The sequence below is a fragment of the Pseudohongiella acticola genome, from assembly GCF_001758195.1.
Lineage (GTDB): Bacteria > Pseudomonadota > Gammaproteobacteria > Pseudomonadales > Pseudohongiellaceae > Pseudohongiella > Pseudohongiella acticola.
The window spans coordinates 2,437,899-2,458,098 of sequence record NZ_MASR01000001.1; the positions used below are offsets into that span (position 1 = coordinate 2,437,899).

Below are 20,200 nucleotides of genomic sequence, written 5' to 3' on the forward strand. Positions count from 1 at the left end.
CGGTGTCTCCTTGTGGTGGTCAGCACCACGCTGAACGTCTTTGTTAACAGTTGTTATCAGTTATTGATCAGAACAGTGTCGGCTTCGTCAAACGCGTCAGTGCCAGAGACAATGATGGTATCGCCGGGGTTCAGGCCGTCGAGTATTTCAACCGACGCCAGACTGGTCGCGCCAATGACAATGGGGGTGCGATAGGCGATGTCATTTATCACCCGGTAAGCCTGGCGGCCGCTGCCGCTTTCCAGGAACTGTCCGCGTTGAACCATGAGAACGTTCTGTTTCTCCTCCAGCAGAATACGTGTACTCAGGCGTTGATTCTGTCGCAGGCCATCCGGTACACGTTCGTCAAAACGCAGTCGGGCAGAGACCTGGTTGTCGACTATTTCAGGAGACACTGCCACCAGTGTGGCGTGCTGCAATTGCGTGCCAGCGCGAACCTCGGCGAGCATGCCAATGGCCAGGTCGCCAACGTAATTTTCCGGTACCTGTACTTCTATCTCGAAGGCAGAAAGATCGACCACACTCAGTACAGCCTGGTTGCGGGCGACATTGGTCTTCTGGTCGACCAACAGGTTGCCAACGATGCCGCTGACGGGAGAGACAATGGCGAGCTCCTCGACCTGACGGGACAGGTCCTGCACCAGCAGTTCCTGCTGGTCCACTGCCAGTTGTCGCGTCTGTAGTTCAAAGGTCAGGCGTTCATTATCGAGCTCGGTGTCAAGCTCTGCGTGTTTGTGCATGATTCTGGCGGTATCAAGATTGTCGCGGGTGCGTTCGTGATCCACACTGCTGATCGCACCCTGCGCAATGGCGAGTTCTGAGCGAGTCAGTTCACGTTGTGCTGCTTTTAAAGCCAGCGCTGCTGAATCGAACGCGCGCGTATTTTCAAGCACTTCCTGTTGGTTGGCGATGCGCTGGCGGTCATATTCAATCTGTAGTGACATCAGCCGTGAGCGCTCCTGTAACAGCATGTTCTGCATCTCCGGGCTGTCGATGGTGGCAAGAACCTGTCCCTGCTCCACTTCATCGCCGGCATCAACATTAAACGTGATGGTGCCGGTCTGGCTGGCGAACAGGGTCGGGCTCATGGCGGCAACGACTCGTCCCTGCACTGTGACGTCACGCACGAAGTCGCCGCGGATGACCTGCGCAAAACGCAGGCGCTCGGCAGACACTGACTGTTGCGCCTGCGTCCAGCGTTGCAGCGCAGGCAGTGCGAGCCAGGCAAACAGTAGTAGTGACGCTGAGATCACTGTGATGATGATCAATTTTTTGCGACCGGTGGTCGGCGTCAGAACAACGTCTTGCGCGGAGGTATCGCTGATTGTCATTTTTGTACCGATACAATAAAAAGTTGGGCTTGGTGCTGTTTAAACCGGGACTGAACAAGACTGAGACGTTGCTGTCGAGACAAGGGTTCAAATCCACTGCTAAATAGCTGTTTGGCGCATAGGGGATAGCAAGATTGAGGCCAAGCGCCAAGAAATGTTGATTAGTTTATAAAAAACAACAGGATAAGGTGGCTTCAGTGAGTGCGGGTAGAATCCGTTTGGGGAAATTGGTGGCTATTCTGCAAGAGGGTTGGCGAAGTTCGCCACCGAAGTTGGCAATTGCGCCATACGGAGCACGCACAGTTGAAAGGTTTTGAGAGCAGGCAGGAAAACAAAAAAAGCCGGCTGAGTCAGCCGGCTTTTTTTGGGGAATACACAATCATCCGTTGCTTCAGTCGATGGCCTCGTAAACCACGCGCTGAGCCACGTTGTTGTCAAACGGCGCACCGCGTGGACCGCCGCGCTTCTGTTCCATGTAGATCATGAAGAACTCATTGACCGGGTCCACCACGAACAGTGTGCCACCGATGCCGCGCCATCCGAAGTTGCTGGCGCCGTCAGGGTTGGCCGCATCAACCGGCTGCAAATGGAAACCCAGGCTCCAGCCACCACGGTCGCCGTAGAAAAAGTATTCGCGCGACACATCGTCGGTGATGCGTTCTTCCTGCATCAACGCCAGTGTTTCCTCTTCCAGAATGCGCGCGCCGTTATACTCGCCATTGTTCAGCAGCATCTGGGCAAAGCGCACATAATCTTCAGTCGTGGAGTTGAGCCCACCGCCACCGGACAGCATGGGTCGCACCACGGTATTGTCGCCCATGGCGCCATGCACCGGCTCGGCGATTCGTGACGCTTTTTCGGCCGGAACGTAGAACGTTGTTTCATCCATGCCCAGCGGTTCAAAAATGCGCTCGTTCAGAATCACGTCCAGTGTCTGGCCGGCGGCGACTTCCAGCACAGCGCCGAGCACGTCGGTGGAGTGGCCGTAGTGCCATGCTGTTCCGGGTTCAAACAGTAAGGGCAGCTCGCCCAGGCTGTCTGCCACCTCGCGCGCGGTAGCGCTGCCATCAGACGGCACGTTGGCTTCGTACATGCCGCCCAGGGTGGTGCCCATGGCGAATATCGACTGCACCAGACCGGACTTGTGCGTCAGCAGATGCGCAACCGTCATTTCGTTCTGTGCCGGGCGGGTGGCGCCGGTCTCCTGATCTATGATCTCCAGTGAACTGAAGGCAGGAATATATTTGCCGACCGGATCATCAATGCTGAGCAGGCCGTCTTCCACCATCGACATGGCGGCAACACTGACAACGGGCTTGGTCATGGAGTAAATGCGAAAAATGGTCTGGGCATCCACCGGCGTGGCATCGTCAGGACCCTGGGTGCCGGCGGTCTCCAGTAACCCGACGCCTCTGTTGTTGCCTACCAGCAGGAGCGCGCCGGCGATGTGGTTGCCGTCAACAGCAGCCTGCATCTGCGACTGAATAGAGGCGATTTCTGACGAATCAATCCCAAATTCGGACGCATCAATCATGTTGATGGAGCTGTCATCCGCCATGGCAGTGATGGAGCCGGCCAGCAGCAGGGCCGCTGCGGCAGTGGTCTGTATGATCTGTTTCATGGGTGAGTCACCTCAGCGTTGTTGTTGTCGGGCTCTGTTATGCAGCCCTGATCTTGAGATGATTATGCGGTAGCACCTGAAATGAGTCAATTTGACACGGGATACGCTACCCGGAACGCACGGCAGCACGATTGTTACCAACATTTCATTATCTGCAAAGATGGTAATTTGCGGCCTGACTGTGTATTTTTGCGAACAGAAACCAACAGCAGACCCTCACCAAGAGAGCGACTCATGCAACTGATAATAAAACTGATTGCGGGCATATTAACAGGTATGCTGGTCGGGCTTTTCGCCCCTTATGGCCTGATCCAGGTATTAATCACCTTCAAAGCCCTGTTCGGTGAACTGCTGTTCTTTACCATTCCGTTGTTGATTCTGTTTTTTATCACCAGTGGCATTGCTGCCTTGCCCACCAATGCAGGGCGTCTGCTGGGCCGTTCGTTGGGCCTGGCGTACCTGTCCACATTAATTGCCGGCACCATTGCCTTTATGGTGGCAGCGATACTGGTGCCCATGCTGACCTCACCCGGATCCGCGACCCCTGAGTCCGGTCAGGTGACCCTGGCGCCGTTTGTTGAGCTGACAATACCGCCGGTCTTTAATGTCATGACGGCGCTGGCACTGGCCTTTATTTTCGGGGTAGGCATTGCCGCCACGGGCGCCACACAATTAAAAACGTTGTCAGATCACGGGCGCGACATTATTCAGCGCCTGTTGGTGAATATCATCATACCGCTGCTGCCGGTGTATATTGCCGGGGTGTTTGCCGAGCTGGCTGCGGCAGGCACCGTGTTTGGTACCTTACGTACCTTTGGTGTGGTGCTGATCATGGCGCTGGTACTGCACTGGGCGTGGATACTGCTGCTGTTTACGCTCGCGGGCATCAAGGCTGGCAAATCGCCGCTCACGCTGATCCGCAACATGTTGCCCGCCTACTTTACGGCGCTGGGCACCATGTCAAGTGCCGCCACCATCCCGGTGTCGCTGCAAGCCAGTAAAAACAATGGCGTAAAGCCGGATGTTGCCGACTTCACCGTGCCGCTGTTTGCCACGGTTCATCTGTCCGGCTCAACGATCACCATTGTCAGTTGTGCGGTCGCGGTGATGTCCATTTACAACGGCCTCGACATTCCGTCGCTGACCATTATCGTGCCATTCATTCTGATGCTGGGCATTGTTATGCTGGCAGCGCCCGGTGTGCCGGGCGGGGCGGTGATGGCGGCGGTGGGGTTGTTGGGCTCAATGTTGGGCTTCAGTGAGGTCGCCGTGGCGTTGATGATTGCGCTGTACATGGCGCAGGACAGTTTTGGCACGGCCTGTAATGTGACCTGTGACGGTGCCTTGTCGATTCTGGTTGGCGAGGCCGCTACAGAAGAGCCTGACACGACGACTGCGTCATCATGAGGGCGGAGCGGTCGGCGTGTTCTCGTTAGTTTGCGGGCGGGGCAGGTAGTCATTGTTCTGAAACACCTCGGACATGATCGCCTGCTCAATAAAACCTCGTTGGCCGGACTTCACCGGCACCCGCACGATCAGGTGGATTTCCCCTGCTACCGGCACCTGCATGGTGACTCTGGGGTCGACTGAGGGTGGTTCCAGCCCCCGGCTTACGCTAAGCCGGTTCATATACCGGCGTACTTCCTCCAGGAAAGGGGCACATTGCCTGCGTGCTGACTCCACAATGGCCTGTTGCGCGCTTCGCCAGTCGTCATCGCGTTTGAACGGCACCGTGAACACATGCAGGACGTAGTCATGAGTGAAGCTTTCATTTATGACCGGTTCGGAGACAAACAGGGCGTTGGGAATCACGGCCATGCGTCCGGTGCGTTGATGCGTCAGCTTGCCGGGGCCTACTTCGAGTATGGTTGTGGCCAGCAGATTCTGATCGATGACGTCGCCCCGGAATTCCCTGATCTGGATTCTGTCACCGATACTGAAGGAACCGGCCCCAGCTTTCAGGATGGAGCCGGTAATGCACATGATCAATTCTTTGGTCGCGACGACAAACGCCACGGCAATGGCGACAATCGACAACGCCAATGTGCGTAACTCCTCACCCCAGATCAAAGCCAGGCCCAGCATCAGCAGCAGTATGAACCCGTTACGGGTCTGCACCAGCCAGCGCCGGCGCAGTTCCATCGAATCAACCTGACGCCTGATAAAACGCGACACCAGTGCGCGGGCGATCAGTACAGCCACAATCAATAATCCGGTGCTGACCAGCAGGCTCAACAGAGTGTCTGGCACCACAAAATTGGCAAATGACATTCTAATACTGTCAATCATGGTTTAACCCTTTCATCTGTCACCTGGCCGACCCACAAAATTTGAGCTTTCACTTGCGATGCTTCAGTCCTATTATGAGGTCTTCAACAAGGATTTGCCCACAGTTTACCAGAGAGGCTGTACTTTGAGTGATTCACACGCGCCTGTCGCCGCAGCTGCCGATGCCGGCACCCAAACGTCTGCCCGGTATACGCCGGCCACTGCCATTGCCGTGGTCGTTGCCAACATGGTGGGGACAGGGGTGTTCACCAGTCTGGGATACCAGATCATTGATATTAAATCGACCTTCGTTTTGCTGATGCTGTGGCTGGTCGGCGGTATTGCCGCGCTGTGTGGTGCCCTGACTTACGCCGAGCTTGCCAGCCGCCTGCCGCGTTCAGGTGGCGAATATAATTTTCTCAGCCAGCTATATCATCCATCGTTGGGATTCGTCTCTGGCTGGGTGTCGCTGACGGTTGGTTTTGCCGCGCCCACAGCGCTGGCGGCGATGACGTTCGCGGCGTATCTGGATTCCTCGGTCAGCCACCTGGTTTCCGTGAATAGAATGACAGCGGCGCTGGCGCTGGTCGCGGTGGTCACCTATGTACATGGCCGCAACCACAAAGCCAGTGGCGGTCTGCAGAATTGGTTCACCGTGTTGAAAGTGCTGTTGATTGTTGGATTCGTGACGCTGGTGGGCACGACGGTGGAAGCACCGCAGACGGTTAACCTGCTGCCAACAGACGGCGACGGCACCCTGCTGTTAAGCAGTGCCTTTGCCATTTCACTGATCTATGTCAACTATGCCTATACCGGTTGGAACTCGGCCACCTATATCGCCGGTGAGGTAGAGAATCCATCAAAATCGGTGCCGCTGGTGCTGATCGGCGGCACGGCAGTTGTTATATTGTTGTATCTGGCGCTTAATGCCGCGTTCCTGTATGCGGTGCCCATGGCCGAGCTCGAAGGACGGCTGGAAATCGGTGTTATTGTGGCTCAACAAACCTTTGGCAGCACCGGTGCACTGGTGATGGGCGGGGTGTTGTCACTGTTGCTGGTTTCAACAGTCAGTGCCATGTTGATGGCGGGGCCGCGAGTGCTGCAGGTGATGGGTGAAGACTTTCGCCTGTTCCGTCGGCTGGCATTGCGCAATGCCAGCGGGGTGCCGCGAACAGCAGTGTATACGCAAGGCGGGCTGACTATCCTGTTTATTGTCACCTCAACCTTTGAATCGGTACTGGTATTCTCAGGTTTTATTCTTGGTTTGAGTTCGCTGGCCACGGTACTGGGTGTTTTTGTGCTTCGATATCGATGTGGCGTAGACAGGCAGGCTGGCAGTTACCGCACCTGGCTGTTTCCGTTGCCACCCTTGATCTACAGCGCCATCATGATTTGGACGCTCAGCTTTATTGCGTTCAACCGACCACAGGAAGCTGCCATTGCGGCCATCATTATTGGGCTGGGATTCATCAGTTACCTGCTGACCGAAAAATATTCTGCTATCGAACGCAAACCTGTTCTTAAACAATAATAACGGAGATTCGTCATGTCCCGCCTGACTGCTCAATTTCTCAATTTACGTCAAACTTTGTTGCCGGTCCGTTCGTTAATCGGGCTGTTGCTACTGGGTCTGGCGGCCTGCTCGGCACCGGAAAGTGATACCTCCGGATCTGAGCTGCAACGCCTGCAGAGCATTGCTGAGCGCGTGACCATCATGCGTGACGATTATGGTGTGGCGCACATTTATGCCGAGACCGATGCGGATACTGCGTTCGGTTTTCTTTATGCTCAGGCGGAGGACGATTTTCCACGCATAGAACGTAATTATATCTGGGCGATTGGCAGGCTGGCGGAAGTGGAAGGTGAATCCGCGTTATACAGCGATCTGCGCGCCCGGCTCTACATGAGCGAAGCAGAGGCGCGTGAAGCCTATGAGGCCGCACCGGCCTGGCTGCAAGCCTTAAGTGATGCCTTTGCCGATGGTCTGAACTATTACCTCGCCACACACCCCGAGGTTACGCCGACTCTGCTGTCGCGCTTTGAATCCTGGATGCCGTTCTATTTCTTTGAAGGGTCCATCGGGGGAGATATCGAGCAGATTCCGACGCGTGGCATCGAAGCGTTCTACTCTGGTGTAAGCCCTGCTGCGGTGGCGGCGCTGTCTCCAACATCGTCGGCGCCAACACCGCTGGCACAGAGTATTCATGATGAGCCGGTGGGATCAAATGGGTTTGCGTTGGCAGGCTCGCGTACGGCCTCGGGCAACGCCATGTTGCTGATCAACCCGCACACGAGTTTCTTTTTTCGTGGGGAGTATCATGTTGTCAGCGGGGAGGGGCTGAATGCCTACGGTGCTGCGACCTGGGGACAATTCTTCATCTATCAGGGTTTTAATGAAACCACGGGCTGGATGCACACGTCCACTGGCGCCGACTTCATGGATGAATTTGTGCATGACGTGGTAGAGCAGAACGGCGACTACTTTTATCGTTATGGCGACGATCTGAGACCCATTGAGGTGTCCGATATCACGCTCAACTTTGTTGATGATGATGGCGTCATGCAGCAGCGCAGCTTTCAGCGCTACATGACCCATCAGGGCCCGGTAACCCACATGCAGGGCGACAACTGGGTGGTGACGCGAATCAACTGGAATGCAGTCGACGCTCTGCGCCAGTCCTACCTGCGCATGAAAACGGCGAATTACGACGAATTCAGTGACATGATGGATATCCGCACCAACTCATCAAACAACACGGTGTTTGCCGATGCCGAAGGAAACATCGCTTATTTCCATGGCAACTTCATGCCGCGCCGCGATCCCCGCTTTGACTATTCGCAACCGGTTGACGGCAGCGACCCGGCTACTGACTGGCAAGGCGTACACGACGTCGGGGAGACCGTGATGATGGTCAACCCGGTCAATGGCTGGTTGCAGAATACCAATGGCACGCCCTTTACCATGGCGGGGGACAATAGTCCTCAAGCCAGTGACTTCCCAGCGTACATGGCGCCAGAGGCTGAAAACTTTCGTGGCCTGAATGCCGTGCGTGTGCTGCAGGATGCCTCGGAAGTCACGCTGGAATCGCTGATAGATCTGGCGTATGACCCGTATATAAATGGATTTGAACAGCTGGTGCCAGGTCTGATCAGAGCCTGGGAAGAACTGGAGCCTGACTGGCCGGATCTGGAGCAGGCGATTGATGCGTTACGGAGCTGGGATTATCGTGTCAGTACTGATTCAGTTGGCATGACGCTGGCGCATTTTTATGGCATGAATGCGGCCCGCGAGATTGATACCCCTGAGGATATGAGCCAGATGCAACAGATCAACTGGCTGGGCACAGGTAGTGATCCGGTGGACCGGCTGTCAGTGTTCAGCGCTACCCTTCTGCAGCTGAATGAAGCGTTTGGTACCTGGAATACGCCCTGGGGCGAAATCAATCGCTATCAGCGTATTACGGGCGACATTGACCACCCGTATAGTGACAATGCGCCAAGTCTGCCGGTGGGGATGGCATCGTCGCGCTGGGGTGCACTGGCTTCTTTCGGGGCGCGTGCCTATCCGGGTACCAACCGGATATACGGTTCTTCCGGCAACAGCTTCATTGCCGTAGTCGAGTTTGGTGAGCGAGTACGTGCCAAAAGCCTGCTGGCAGGTGGGCAGAGTTCCGACCCGACGTCACCACATTTTGATGACCAGGCGCAGCGTTATGCAGACCGTGAGTTTAAAGACGTGGCGTACTATCGTGAAGACGTGGAAGCCAGGGCAGTGCGTACTTACCACCCTGGCCAATGACCGTCAGTGACCGGTGTTAGAACGCACCGGCAGGGCCCGGGAACACCACCGGGCTCTGTACTCCGCTGGCAGAGACGCTGGAGACACCAAAGAAGTAATTGTCGATAACAACGTTCTCCAGCGTGAACGTATCAACATCACCCACGGTCCGTGACTGGCTCCACTGAGCGTCGGTAGTCAGGCGCCAGTGAATCCGGTATTGCGTGGCACCCGGAACTTTCTCCCAGCTCAGTGTTGTATCCGGGCTCACTTGACCACTGATGCTGACATTGCCGGGGGGCGCTGGCGCCCACGACATCGCCGCCATGGTCACAGCGTTCAGGGCTGTCAGTTTGGCCGTGTAGTCGAAATCGACATGTTCCAGAACATCGCCATAGGCGATACCGTCCTCCACCCTGATATCCTGATGTTGCCAGTTATAGTTCTCATTGGTCTCCATGATGCGGACTGCGGGGAAACCTGCTTCATTGAACGGCCGGTGATGGCCGCCGCGACCGAACCGGTCCAGACGGTAGACCATCATGACATCAAGGTTGGGGATAAACCGATCGGCTATGTCGTCGATATAACGCGCCATATTGCGTGACGCGGAATCAACCTCACCGCCCTGAAAACGACGCTGCCGTGCTTCATCGTCGGTTTCCACATAACGTGTGCCTTCCGAGAAAACGCGTGCTGTGGTGTTATTGACGACGCCGTTGATGCCGCGAATATTGCCGATCATGTCATTATTGATGACCGCCTTGATATCCCAGTCATTCTCCAGCGCATGCGCAGCCAGAATCTCGCCACCGTTCAGACCCTGCTCTTCACCGGACAGGCCGACGTAAAGAATGGAGCCGGGGAAACTGTATTGGCTGAGCACGCGGGCCGCTTCGATGGTGCCTGCCATGCCGGTGGCATTGTCATTGGCGCCGGGAGAGTCGCTAGTGGCGTTCATGATATCGCTGACGCGGCTATCGATATCACCACTCATCATGACAAAACGCGCGGGGTCGTCGCTGCCGCGCTGAATGGCGACGACATTGACGACCTCCACCGGGTCAGGAACCCGGGCTGTTCCCGAGACAATGCCGCTGACATAGAACACATCCAGGCAGCCGCCACAGTCAGCGGAAATCTGATCAAACTCCGCTTTTATCCAGCGTCGGGCGGCACCGATGCCACGGGTATCGGAATCAGTTTCCGACAGCGTATGGCGAGTGCCAAACCCAGCCAGCGTGGCGATGTCCTGCTCCAGTCTCCTTGCCGATGTTGCGGCTGCAATATCGTGCAACGCCTGTTCATCCGCGTTGGCCGTGGCCCACAAAGAAGTGCCAGCCAGCAGGGCAATGGTTATGCCGGGATATTGGGTGTTCATGATCAGACCTCTCTTTCAGCATTGATGTAGGCATCTACTTCGCGCTCCAGCACTGTCAGCGGGACGACGCCCAGGCTGAGCACAACGTTGTGGAACTCCTGCATGGAGAAATTATCGCCCAGGGCTTCGCGTGCGCGTTCGCGTAATTCGATGATGCGCAATTGCCCGATCATGTAGGACGTTGCCTGTCCCGGAAATACCACATAGCGATCGACTTCGCTGGGCGGAATGCCATAGTCGATTGCCTGCTGGCGGGTCCACTGCTTGGCATGAAGCCCGGTATCAACGACCAGGCGTCGTGCCCGGAACAGCTCCGAGTCCAGTTGTCCCAGCAGACCTTCAATGTCATCTTCGTACCAGCCTTCTTCTGCGGCCAGTCGTTCTGCATACAATGCCCAGCCTTCAGAGCTTGCCGAGATGCCACCAAAGGCGCGAATCTGCATGAAGCGGGGTAATTCGTCGTTTTCAGTAATCAGTGCGATCTGAAAGTGATGGCCTGGCACGGTTTCGTGGTAGACCAGCGTGCGCAGTGTGAAATTGCTTAGCCGGTCAAGGCGCAAGGGCATCTGGAAAATACCGGGGCGAGAACCGTCAAGCGGAGGCGAGGTGTAAGACGCGGCCGCATTCTCCCAGCGAAACTGGGGGTAGGGCTGCGCAATAACCGGTGTCGTGGGACGGTTGTCAAACAGGCTTTCGGCACGGGCTTCCGCGTCGCGCAGATAAATTTCAATGTCGTCCATCAGCGCGGTCCGGCCTTCATCAGAATCAGGATAGGCCAGGTTCTGTTGCAGAATAACCGAACGCTCCTCGACGGTGCCTTCTTCCAGACCGATCTGGCGCATCAGGGCATCCATCTGGGCCTCAATCCGTGCCACCTCGCGCAGGCCAATCTGGTGAATTTCGTCCGCATTCAGGTCGGTGGTGGTAAAACGTTTGAGCTGTGCGGCATAGTACTCGTCGCCACCTTCTATCGCCCACAGGCCGGCATCATTGGTCGACTGCGGCAACTGTGACTGGAGCTCGGCAATGGCATCGCGCCAGGCGGGATAAACCTCATCAGCAACAATCGTGGCTGCGCGTTCGAGTAACTGAATGCGCTGGTCTTCGCTCAAACCTTCAACGTTTGCGGTTTTGCTGAACAGGGTTGTTGCCAGCGGGTTATCGCGCGGCGCGTCGGAGATGAAGCGGTCCATCTGATCGATGGTGGTCTGCAGGATAAACGTGGGAGGTTGAATGCCAGTAGCAGAACGTCGCGCTGCTTCGGCGGTGGCTTCACCCATGCGGTCGTCCAGCAGTTGCAGGCGGGTCAGGTAATTTTCAGCGTCATTGGCAGAACGCAGCGGATGCACAACTGTCAGTTGATTGACCAGACCGACATTGGCGCCGTTCATTTGTTGTAATGGAAATTCGAAATCCAGAAAGCGCTCGTTATCAAGCACGCGTTCCAGCGACCAGCGCATGACATCGGCGGAAATACGCGTGGTGTCATTTTCCTCGCTCAAGTCGTACGTATCCAGTTGCGACAGACCGGAGCGTGCCAGGTCGATGATGCGCTGCTCCTGCGCCATTGTCAGCGGCGTGATCTGCTGTTCCAGCTGGTTTTGTTCCTCGCCTTCAAAATAGCCGGCGCTGATAGCCTGGTTGGGATTGGCCCGGACCCACTGGGCGGTGAATTCGGAAAAAAATTCATCGATAGCTTCCGGTGGTTGTCGGGTTTCATTACTGGTGACTGCACCTTCGGCCTGGGGCTGACTATCTGTCGTTGTCGGTGGTTGGGCGTCGTTGGCCGGGGAGCAGCCTATCAACATGGCCAGCAGTGCTGTCGGAAAAACTGCAGTCAGTTTGTGCATCGGTATGACCTCGGTATTTTGTTAAAATAGGCAGTCAGGTAGAAAAGATGAGGCGTCTGTCAGCGGCGCATCTCTCCCGCGATCGGTGTTTTCATGTGCTGGGCGATCATGTCTGCACTGTATCCCAGCGCAATCAGGTAGTACAGCTTGGTCAGGGCGGCTTCCGTGGTCATGTCCCGTCCGCTGATGGCACCGGCCCGGGCCAACGCACTGCCAGCGGCATAGCTGTTCATGCGGACGATGCCATCCAGCGGTTGTGAGACCACGACAACAACGATTCCTGCACCTACGGCATCTTGAATGGCATCCTGGAATGACTGATTCTTGCTGGGTCCATTGCCAGCGCCATAGGCTTCCAGCACGATGCCACGCAGTGCGCTGTTCTGACATATGGCGCGCAGGGTTTCGGCGCTGAAACCGGGAAACAGGCGCACCAGCGCAACGGCTTCGTCGGCGGGCAACTGACCCTGTTCGGCAAAGTTACCAAAATCTGTTGGAAAGCGACCCCGGCGGTTGTACTCAACATCAATGCCGATGGCACCCAGGTTGGGGTAGCGGGGTGAATCAAAGGCGTCATAGGCCTTTGCAGACACTTTGGTGGTCCGGTTGCCGCGCAGAATTCTGGAGCCAAACACCACACACACCTGAGTCATGGTCTCAGGCATATTGGCGGCCACTTCCAATGCCGAAATCAGATTGTTGCGGGCATCGCTGCGTGGGTAGGCAAATGGCAACTGGGCACCCGTGACAACAACGGGTTTGTCCGTGTGCTCAAGGAAAAAGCTCAATGCAGATGCAGTGTAAGCCAGCGTATCGGTCCCGTGCAGTACAACAAAGCCATCAAACTGCTGGTAGCGTTGCTGAATATCGCGAGCGATCTGGACCCAGCGTCCAGGGGTCATGTCAGAGCTGTCCAGCAGAGGCTCATAGCTCATGGTTTCGATAACAGGCGGATGGGTCTGAAATGCCTGCCCCAGTTCGGGCATATGTCTGATTTCTGCCGCCAGATCGGGTGCCGGGGCGAGTCCATCAACGGTCTGTTGCATGCCGATGGTGCCACCGGTGTAGATAATCAGGATGCGTCTGGTTTTGTTCATTGCTCTGCTTCGGGTCTGATGTTGAGTGTGTCAGGCTCTGGTTTCGCCTCTGCCTAGCCTACCATGTTTTCGATGGCCCACAGTATGGCACCAAGGCAGACCGACCAGAGCATGCAGGCGGCCACATCAAGTGCCGAATAACGCGTAGCGCGAAAGCCGCTGATGCCCAGCATGACCGGGATCAGGCTGCGAATGGCGGGGATAAAGCGGCCAATGAAGATGGCGTAGGGGCCATACTTAAGAATCATGGCTTCGGATTTTTGTAGTTTTGCCCGGTGTTTCTGCGCGAAGGCGAAGCCGTTGAAGCGCGGACCAACCCAGCGTCCAGTATAAAAACCAACATGATCGCCAAGAATGGCGCCGGCCATGGCCAGGATAACAATCTGCCCGAGAGAGGCAACATCGTTGGCGAGCAGAACAGAGCCGACTGCGACCAGAACGGCGCCCGAAATCAGCAGGCCGATGCCAACGCAGGCTTCAGCGAAAGCAAAAACCGGAACCAGAAACATGGCATAGTCGCGATTGCGTTCGAGCCACTCAAGGATATAGGTGTCTATTTTACTGCCCGCGGATTGTCTGTTGTCTGGGCCGGCGGGCTGAGCCAGCGCGGGTCGGTTGCGATGGGCCCGTTGAGCGTGTGCAGAAAGCTTTCCAGCTGCTTTTTTTCTATGGCACGTAAACCCAGCGGCTTGGCTTCATTGTGACCGATCATCGACAGCTCGGCGTTATTGTAGTGTTCAATGACATCAGCAAGGTCGGCAAACTGGCCGGCGTGCATATAGGGCGCAGTTTTACTGACATCACGCAGGCTGGGCGCACGCTGGGCACCGAGCATGTCATCGCCACCCTTGGCGAAGCGTAGTTCCGAACACTCAGCTTGTGTGGCATCGCTGAAGTCGCCCAGACAATTGAAGGGATCGTCCTGAGCCAACCTTAAACCTGCTGCCCGGCCCAGAGACGGGAGTGTTCCGTCGGCTGACAATACGGCAGTATTATGGAATGCGTTGTTGGTAAACAGTGGGCCGTTGTGACAATTGATACACTGTGCCTTGCCGATGAACAGTCGCAGTCCGGCGCGTTCGTTGTCTGTCAGTATCTCATTTTCTGCCTCATTGTTGCTGCTGTCCAGGCTGGCCACATAATCATCAAAGCGAGTGGGTCCGGGCAAGAGTTTGCGTTGGTATGCCGACAGTGCTTTGCCAATATTGGCAAATATCCGGTCATTGGACTGCTGATCGGGCCCGGAACCAAACACCCGCTGATAGCGTTGTTGATAATCCTGGTCTGATTTGATCAGCGCGGCAATTTCGTTACGATCACTGCCATGTTCGAGAGGGTTCTCCAGGGGTTCCAGTGCCTGTGCCCAAAGACTGTCTTTACGTCCGTCCCAAAAAAACCAGGGGCTGTAAGCAACGCCAACCAGACTCATGGTATTGCGTTCGACCGTGCCCAGGCCTTCAGCCACAGGCAATCGATCTGTGAAATGGTGTTCGGGTTGATGACATTCAGCGCAGGAAACGTTGCCATCGGCGCTCATGCGGCGGTCAAAAAACAGATGATGTCCGAACTCGGCGGCTTCGCTATTGTCGGCCACGGCATTGCCAGGATCGGGAGGCAGGGGCGGCAGATTGGTCAGTGACAGGGACTCCAATAGCGCAAGTTCCTGCCGGGACCATTGCGCGGGCAGGGAGAGCGGTAAATGCTGCCACGCCAGGTATACCATTATTGCCACCGGGCCGGCGGCGAGCATCAACAGGGTCGGCACTGATACGGTCAGTTTAAGTCTTTGCATAATCCAGGGTTACAGCGTCAATGTCAGGGCGGTCTGGTAAGTCACGCCGGCGTGATCAATCTGCAGTCTTAATTCCCACTCTCCGTTCATGTGAAAGCGCACGCCCTCCAGTCGGTAGTCGCCCTCGCCCAGGTTGGCGGTTATCTGGGGTCGGGTCGCCAGACCATGATTGTGTTCGGGCATGCCGCCATCGACACGGATGTCTGCGTCAGAAACCGGATTGCCCTGTGCATCTTCTACACGAATGATCCAGCTGTGCATCTGGTTGATGACCAGCGGATCGAGTTCGCTCTGCATGTGTACGTGCAGCCCGGCCGGTTGGGTCATTGCCGACAAGGACTCTGCCGCTGCAGCGGTCGGCAACGTGGCTGCGGCAAAGGTCACCAACAGTCCCAGCAACATCCCCGTGCTGCGTAAGGCGTCAGACAGTTTCATGATGCCCTCCCGATGTCGAAACCCTGTTGCGCGCGCGACGGATGACAAACCATAGCAGCGCTAATACCGGCAGCCCCCAGGGCCAGTTGGACCAGGCCGAGGCGCCTACCCTGAAAGGGAAGACCGCATGATAGAGAATATCTTCACTGGGGTGAGGAATGCTGACAATACCGATGTAGTCACCGGTGGCATCAAAACGGTGCATAACACGAGCAACGCCATCAGGCTGCGGTGGCAATGATTCCAGGAACACCGTATCCGCGCTCAGCTCACTGGCAGGCATTGCGTCAATGTCCTGCCAGCGAATGAACCGGCCCAGCTCGCTATTGTTGCGCATGAGGCGGAACTCCAGAGGCACCTGGCGCATGGAATCGTGGCGATATTCCATGATAAAGACGCTATCTCCTGCATTGGGGATGTCTTCACAAAAATTGTCATGATCTGATGTGCCCGGCTGAAAGATGGAAAAGTGTGCACTGTAGAAGCCGAACTGAATGACACAGGCGTCGCCTTCATCGACCACACTGCCATGGCCATAAGCGGGTCTGGATGTGCCGGGCAGGCAGGCGAACAACAGCAGCGCCGTCAACAACAGTTGTGTTCCGGACAAGCGCGGTGCGTTGAGTATTTTGATGAGGGTGAACAAGGAAGTCACTGGGTTTCCTGCCTGCTGACCTTTTTATTGTATGACCGAGGATAACGTATGAGCGCAGTAATGGGAAACAGGCTGGCAACAATGGTTAAAGCGCTCTATGATTTGAGCATTCTGCAGTACCATTCCGCTTTAACCAATTGCTCTGACAGGAGTGCCTGAATGTTGTTGCCCCGACTTATGCTGGCTGTGAGTTTTCCCGCAATTGTGACGCTGTTTACGCTGACAGCCTGCAGCAGTGAAGAGCCTCTAGATCAGCCGGAATGGATGGATGCGCGTACAGCGCTGACAGAGATGGAAAACGGTGAATTAAGCAGTGAAGCGCTGGTAACTTATTATCTGAACAAAATTGCACAGGATAACCAGCAGGGCCATGGCTTGGCAGCCATCATTGATATTAACCAGGATGCGCTGGCACAGGCGAGGATGATGGATGCTGAGCGTGCAGCGGACAATGTCCGGTCTGCGCTGCATGGCATGCCCGTGGTGCTGAAAGCCAATATCGCAACCGCTGATGATATGCCGACCACGGCGGGAGCGTTAGCGCTGCAGGGACATCTGACACAGCGTGATGCCGAAGTTGTGGCTCAACTGCGCGCCGCCGGTGCTGTCATTCTGGCTAAAGCGAATCTGTCGGAATGGGCCAATTTTCGTGGAGAAAACTCTATCAGTGGCTGGTCGGCGCTGGGCGGGCAGACACTCAACCCGCACTTGTTGACACATACACCGTGCGGCTCCAGTGCCGGCTCGGCGGTTGCCGTGGCTGCGGACATGACGCTGTTGGCGGTGGGGACTGAAACCGACGGTTCGATCATGTGCCCATCGGCAATCAATGGCATCGTTGGTATCAAACCAACGCGGGGCAGCGTGTCAGGCGAGGGTATTATTCCGATTGCCAGTGCTCAGGATATAGCCGGCCCCATGGCTCGCAATGTATTTGATGCTGCGCTCTTGCTGGACGCTATGCTGACACCGGCAGCACGCAGCCGTCTTGGTCGCCCCTTGCTCTATGCTGTTGATCAGATGCCGGAGCTGGAAAAAGTGATATTAGTGCGGGCCTTTGATGAGCGTGAACCTGCATATACGCCGGTGTTTGAGCAACTGACCGAAATGTTTGAGTCTCGGGGCGTTGAGGTTGTGCAGTTGGATACCTGGCAGCCACCACAGGAGATGGGAGTCGCTGAATTCGAGGTGTTGATCTACGAGTTTCGCCGTGACTTGGAATCGTGGTTGCAGGACTACGGCGTTAATGAGGACGTGAACAGTTTTGCCGAGTTGGTCGCTTTTAACAGCGCGCGCGGTGAAGAAGCGCTGGGAGCGTTCGGTCAGGAGTATTTGGAACAGGCCGCTGCGATTGATCCTGATGCTGATCGGGCGTCGTACGAGCAGGCGCTGGCAAGCAGCCGCGAGTTGGCTGAAGCGCTGCTGAATGAATACCTGCAGGCGCAGGGTGCTGATGCCATTATCATGCCGTCCTACAGCAAAGCCTGGTCCATTGATCCCGATAGTGGTGATGATTTTGGCTTTGGTACGTCGGGCCCGGCCGCAATTTCCGGTTATCCCTCGATTACCGTGCCGGCGGCTTTTAATGGCGTGTTGCCGCTGGGAGTCAGCGTAGTGGGTTTGCCCTGGTCGGAAGCCACGCTACTCGGCCTGGCGGCCGAGATTGAGCGTGAACTTGATGCCTATCAGGCGCCGCAATTTATCAGTACGGCGCCGTGATGGTGTGACTCAGGCCCGGTGCTGACCGGGCACATCACATTTGAACTGACCGACCAGCGACTGCAGTTCGGCTGCAAGTCTTGCCAGTTCGCTCGCGCCGGAACTGATTTCGCGTGAACCGGTTGCTGTTTCGTTGGCAACATCGGAGATGTTGTTGATGTTGCGGTTTATTTCCAGGCTGACGGCAGACTGTTCCTCTGACGCGCTGGCGATCTGATTGCTCATGTCTTTGATCACCGACACAGCCCGGGTAATGTTTTGCAGGGACTCGCCGGCACGGCTGGCGTGATCAACGCTGGACGCTGCCTGGTCCTTGCCTTTGACCATTACCTGCACCGCCTGATTGGCACCTGTCTGCAGCTTGGTGATCATGTTCTGGATTTCTTCCGTGGAGGCCTGGGTGCGGCTTGCCAGTGTGCGGACTTCGTCAGCAACAACGGCAAAGCCCCGACCCTGTTCGCCAGCCCGGGCTGCTTCGATTGCCGCGTTCAGTGCCAGCAGGTTGGTCTGCTCGGCAATGCCGCGAATTACATCGAGCACCGAACCAATGCTGTCAGTTTCCTTTTGCAGGTTAGTGATAACGTCAGAGGCCTCGTCGATATCACGCGCCAGTGCGGTGATCGCACCCATGGTCTGGGTAACCACGTCCGCACCCTTGGCAGATTCGTCATCGGCCTGCTGGGCATCGTTGGCGGCCATGCCAACATTGCGCGCAACCTCTTCAACCGTGGTCGACATCTCTGACATGGCTTTGGCGACATGCTCAATCTCACTTTGCTGGCGCAAAGCACCGGCAGAGGTCTTGGTGATGGTTCCCGACAATTGCTCTGCGGCGGCGCTGAGATTGATGGCGGACTCTTTGAATTTGCCAACAACATCATGTACGCGTTCGGCAAAGATATTGAACCAGTGTGCCAACTCGCCCACTTCATCCTTGCTGGAGACATGAATGCGTTGAGTCAGGTCGCCATCGCCTTCCGCCATGTCGCGCAAGGCATTCACCACTTCAACGACCGGTCGCACAATGGAGCGCTGGATTAACAAGGAGATGCCCAATGCCAGTGCGGTAACGCCAAGAACAATCAGAATGGAAATTGTAATATAGGTGCTGAGAACTTCCTGACGCTCGGCCAGGCTGACGCGCATATACAGAGTGCCGATAACATCGCCGTCCATCGCCACTGGTTCAAACAGCTCGAGATAGCCGAGCTCGGGTCGTTGCACGACCTCCTGTCGACCGGGGCTGCGCGGCAGAGCGCCGCCACTGTCACCGCCGCCAATAAACTCGGCAAACGGGCTGCCGCTGTCGTCAAACAAAACGGCAGCCATGATGCTGTCATTGGCATCCAGCGCACGAAGTGTTTCCGTGGCTGATGCATCATCAAAAAACGCCAGTGCACCGGTGGTGTTGGCGCCGATCAGGCGAGCGGTGGTCAATGCATCCGTACTCATCGTATCGTCAAGTCGACGCAGCTCAACCACTACCAGGATGGCTGTCGATATCACTACCGCCAACGCGCTGGTCAGTGTGACACCTGTCAACACTTTCCATTTCAGGGTCCAGTTCATATTTATCACGGTTTGGTCCTCCAGCGGGCAGTCGTGTGGGTTACACCATCACTGAATAGCGCGCATCAGCTGTTCGCGAACGTTCAGGCCGGTTTGCTCGATAAGAGCCCGGTTCATACGGATGGCAATGCGATCACCACGTTCGCCAGCCAATCCGATCATGCCGCCGTCTTCTGGGAAGTTGGCGATTTCGCTGACAGTCAGCGTGTGGGAATCGGCCACCGCGCCGGTGATCTCGGCGGTACGACCTGTCTCGCTGGAGCTGACGTAGACGATATGACAGTTGCGTGCCCCGGCCAGATCAGTGCCAGCCAGGTTGCTGACAGTGATGGTGCGGTCACCGGCACGCTTGCCATCGACGATCTGATTCAGTGAATTGCCCAGCTCGTTTTCACCCAGCAGGCACACGCGCAGGTCGGCGTCGGCACTACTGAAAGCTGCATCCGGCCAGTCAATGAAGCGGCCGAAGTTCATTACGAAGCGCGCAATGGCGTCACCGCCGCCATCGCTTGCGGCGATCTGACCCTGCTGGGCCTGTGCCGAGGTTGCGGCAACAGCCGAAAATAAACCGATCATCAGGCATCGGCGGACCATTGTTGAGGCAAGAATGTTTTTCATGAGCTTTCTCTGGCTAAAAATGTTTGTTAATGTCGCCTGTCGACAAGTCGCTGCGTACGTTGGGCAGCCGGGTTATCGATTTCAGG

Annotated in this window: 16 protein-coding genes; 4 read left to right on the forward strand and 12 right to left on the reverse strand. The window is 56.2% G+C overall.

Annotated elements, in window-relative coordinates:
* Window positions 1-56 precede the first annotated feature (56 nt).
* Entirely contained in the window at window positions 57-1,331 is a 1,275-nt protein-coding gene (locus tag PHACT_RS10555) for an efflux RND transporter periplasmic adaptor subunit (protein WP_070117739.1), read from the reverse strand.
* A gap of 391 nt (window positions 1,332-1,722) precedes the next feature.
* The gene (locus PHACT_RS10560) at window positions 1,723-2,952 is read right to left on the reverse strand and encodes a serine hydrolase domain-containing protein (RefSeq protein ID WP_070117740.1); all 1,230 of its coding nucleotides are present in this window, start codon (window positions 2,950-2,952) and stop codon (window positions 1,723-1,725) included.
* A 234-nt stretch (window positions 2,953-3,186) separates the two neighbouring features.
* Here PHACT_RS10560 and PHACT_RS10565 point away from each other — a divergent pair, with 234 nt between their 5' ends.
* Window positions 3,187-4,359, forward strand: coding sequence for a dicarboxylate/amino acid:cation symporter (locus PHACT_RS10565; protein ID WP_070117741.1), 1,173 nt, complete (start codon window positions 3,187-3,189; stop codon window positions 4,357-4,359).
* Here the strand turns inward: PHACT_RS10565 and PHACT_RS10570 are convergent.
* The gene (locus tag PHACT_RS10570; RefSeq protein WP_070117742.1) at window positions 4,354-5,241 is read right to left on the reverse strand and encodes a mechanosensitive ion channel domain-containing protein; all 888 of its coding nucleotides are present in this window, start codon (window positions 5,239-5,241) and stop codon (window positions 4,354-4,356) included. The genes PHACT_RS10565 and PHACT_RS10570 overlap by 6 nt on opposite strands.
* Before the next feature lie 124 nt (window positions 5,242-5,365).
* Here PHACT_RS10570 and PHACT_RS10575 point away from each other — a divergent pair, with 124 nt between their 5' ends.
* Both PHACT_RS10575 and PHACT_RS10580 read left to right on the forward strand, forming a co-directional pair.
* A complete protein-coding gene (locus tag PHACT_RS10575) occupies window positions 5,366-6,751 on the forward strand; it encodes an APC family permease (protein WP_245730696.1) in 1,386 nt (461 codons plus the stop codon).
* 15 nt (window positions 6,752-6,766) lie between these two features.
* The gene (locus PHACT_RS10580; RefSeq protein WP_211284392.1) at window positions 6,767-9,019 is read left to right on the forward strand and encodes a penicillin acylase family protein; all 2,253 of its coding nucleotides are present in this window, start codon (window positions 6,767-6,769) and stop codon (window positions 9,017-9,019) included.
* Window positions 9,020-9,035: 16 nt separating this feature from the next.
* On the opposite strand, the gene PHACT_RS10585 is transcribed toward PHACT_RS10580, so the two are convergent.
* The 7 genes from PHACT_RS10585 to PHACT_RS10615 are packed head-to-tail and all read right to left on the reverse strand — an operon-like array spanning window position 9,036 to window position 16,208.
* Window positions 9,036-10,379 (reverse strand): M28 family metallopeptidase, encoded by a 1,344-nt coding sequence (locus PHACT_RS10585; protein ID WP_070117743.1) that lies wholly within the window; start codon window positions 10,377-10,379, stop codon window positions 9,036-9,038.
* A gap of 2 nt (window positions 10,380-10,381) precedes the next feature.
* Window positions 10,382-12,229 (reverse strand): DUF885 domain-containing protein, encoded by a 1,848-nt coding sequence (locus PHACT_RS10590; protein ID WP_070117744.1) that lies wholly within the window; start codon window positions 12,227-12,229, stop codon window positions 10,382-10,384.
* Between the two features lie 59 nt (window positions 12,230-12,288).
* A complete protein-coding gene (locus PHACT_RS10595) occupies window positions 12,289-13,326 on the reverse strand; it encodes an asparaginase (RefSeq protein WP_070117745.1) in 1,038 nt (345 codons plus the stop codon).
* 53 nt (window positions 13,327-13,379) lie between these two features.
* Window positions 13,380-13,835, reverse strand: a complete 456-nt coding sequence (locus PHACT_RS10600; RefSeq protein WP_070117746.1) for a DedA family protein — start codon at window positions 13,833-13,835, stop codon at window positions 13,380-13,382.
* 44 nt (window positions 13,836-13,879) lie between these two features.
* A complete protein-coding gene (locus PHACT_RS10605; protein WP_070117747.1) occupies window positions 13,880-15,118 on the reverse strand; it encodes a cytochrome-c peroxidase in 1,239 nt (412 codons plus the stop codon).
* 9 nt (window positions 15,119-15,127) lie between these two features.
* Window positions 15,128-15,553 (reverse strand): FixH family protein, encoded by a 426-nt coding sequence (locus tag PHACT_RS10610; RefSeq protein WP_070117748.1) that lies wholly within the window; start codon window positions 15,551-15,553, stop codon window positions 15,128-15,130.
* Window positions 15,540-16,208, reverse strand: coding sequence for a hypothetical protein (locus tag PHACT_RS10615; RefSeq protein WP_070117749.1), 669 nt, complete (start codon window positions 16,206-16,208; stop codon window positions 15,540-15,542). The genes PHACT_RS10610 and PHACT_RS10615 overlap by 14 nt, the downstream gene beginning before the upstream one ends.
* A gap of 159 nt (window positions 16,209-16,367) precedes the next feature.
* Between PHACT_RS10615 and PHACT_RS10620 the strand changes: the two genes are divergently transcribed.
* On the forward strand, window positions 16,368-17,927 hold the full coding sequence (locus PHACT_RS10620) for an amidase family protein (RefSeq protein WP_070117750.1): 1,560 nt from the start codon (window positions 16,368-16,370) through the stop codon (window positions 17,925-17,927).
* A gap of 9 nt (window positions 17,928-17,936) precedes the next feature.
* Here the strand turns inward: PHACT_RS10620 and PHACT_RS10625 are convergent, their stop codons facing one another.
* The gene (locus PHACT_RS10625; RefSeq protein WP_070117751.1) at window positions 17,937-19,496 is read right to left on the reverse strand and encodes a methyl-accepting chemotaxis protein; all 1,560 of its coding nucleotides are present in this window, start codon (window positions 19,494-19,496) and stop codon (window positions 17,937-17,939) included.
* A gap of 48 nt (window positions 19,497-19,544) precedes the next feature.
* Window positions 19,545-20,114, reverse strand: coding sequence for a YfiR family protein (locus PHACT_RS10630; protein ID WP_070117752.1), 570 nt, complete (start codon window positions 20,112-20,114; stop codon window positions 19,545-19,547).
* Window positions 20,115-20,200: the final 86 nt, after the last annotated feature.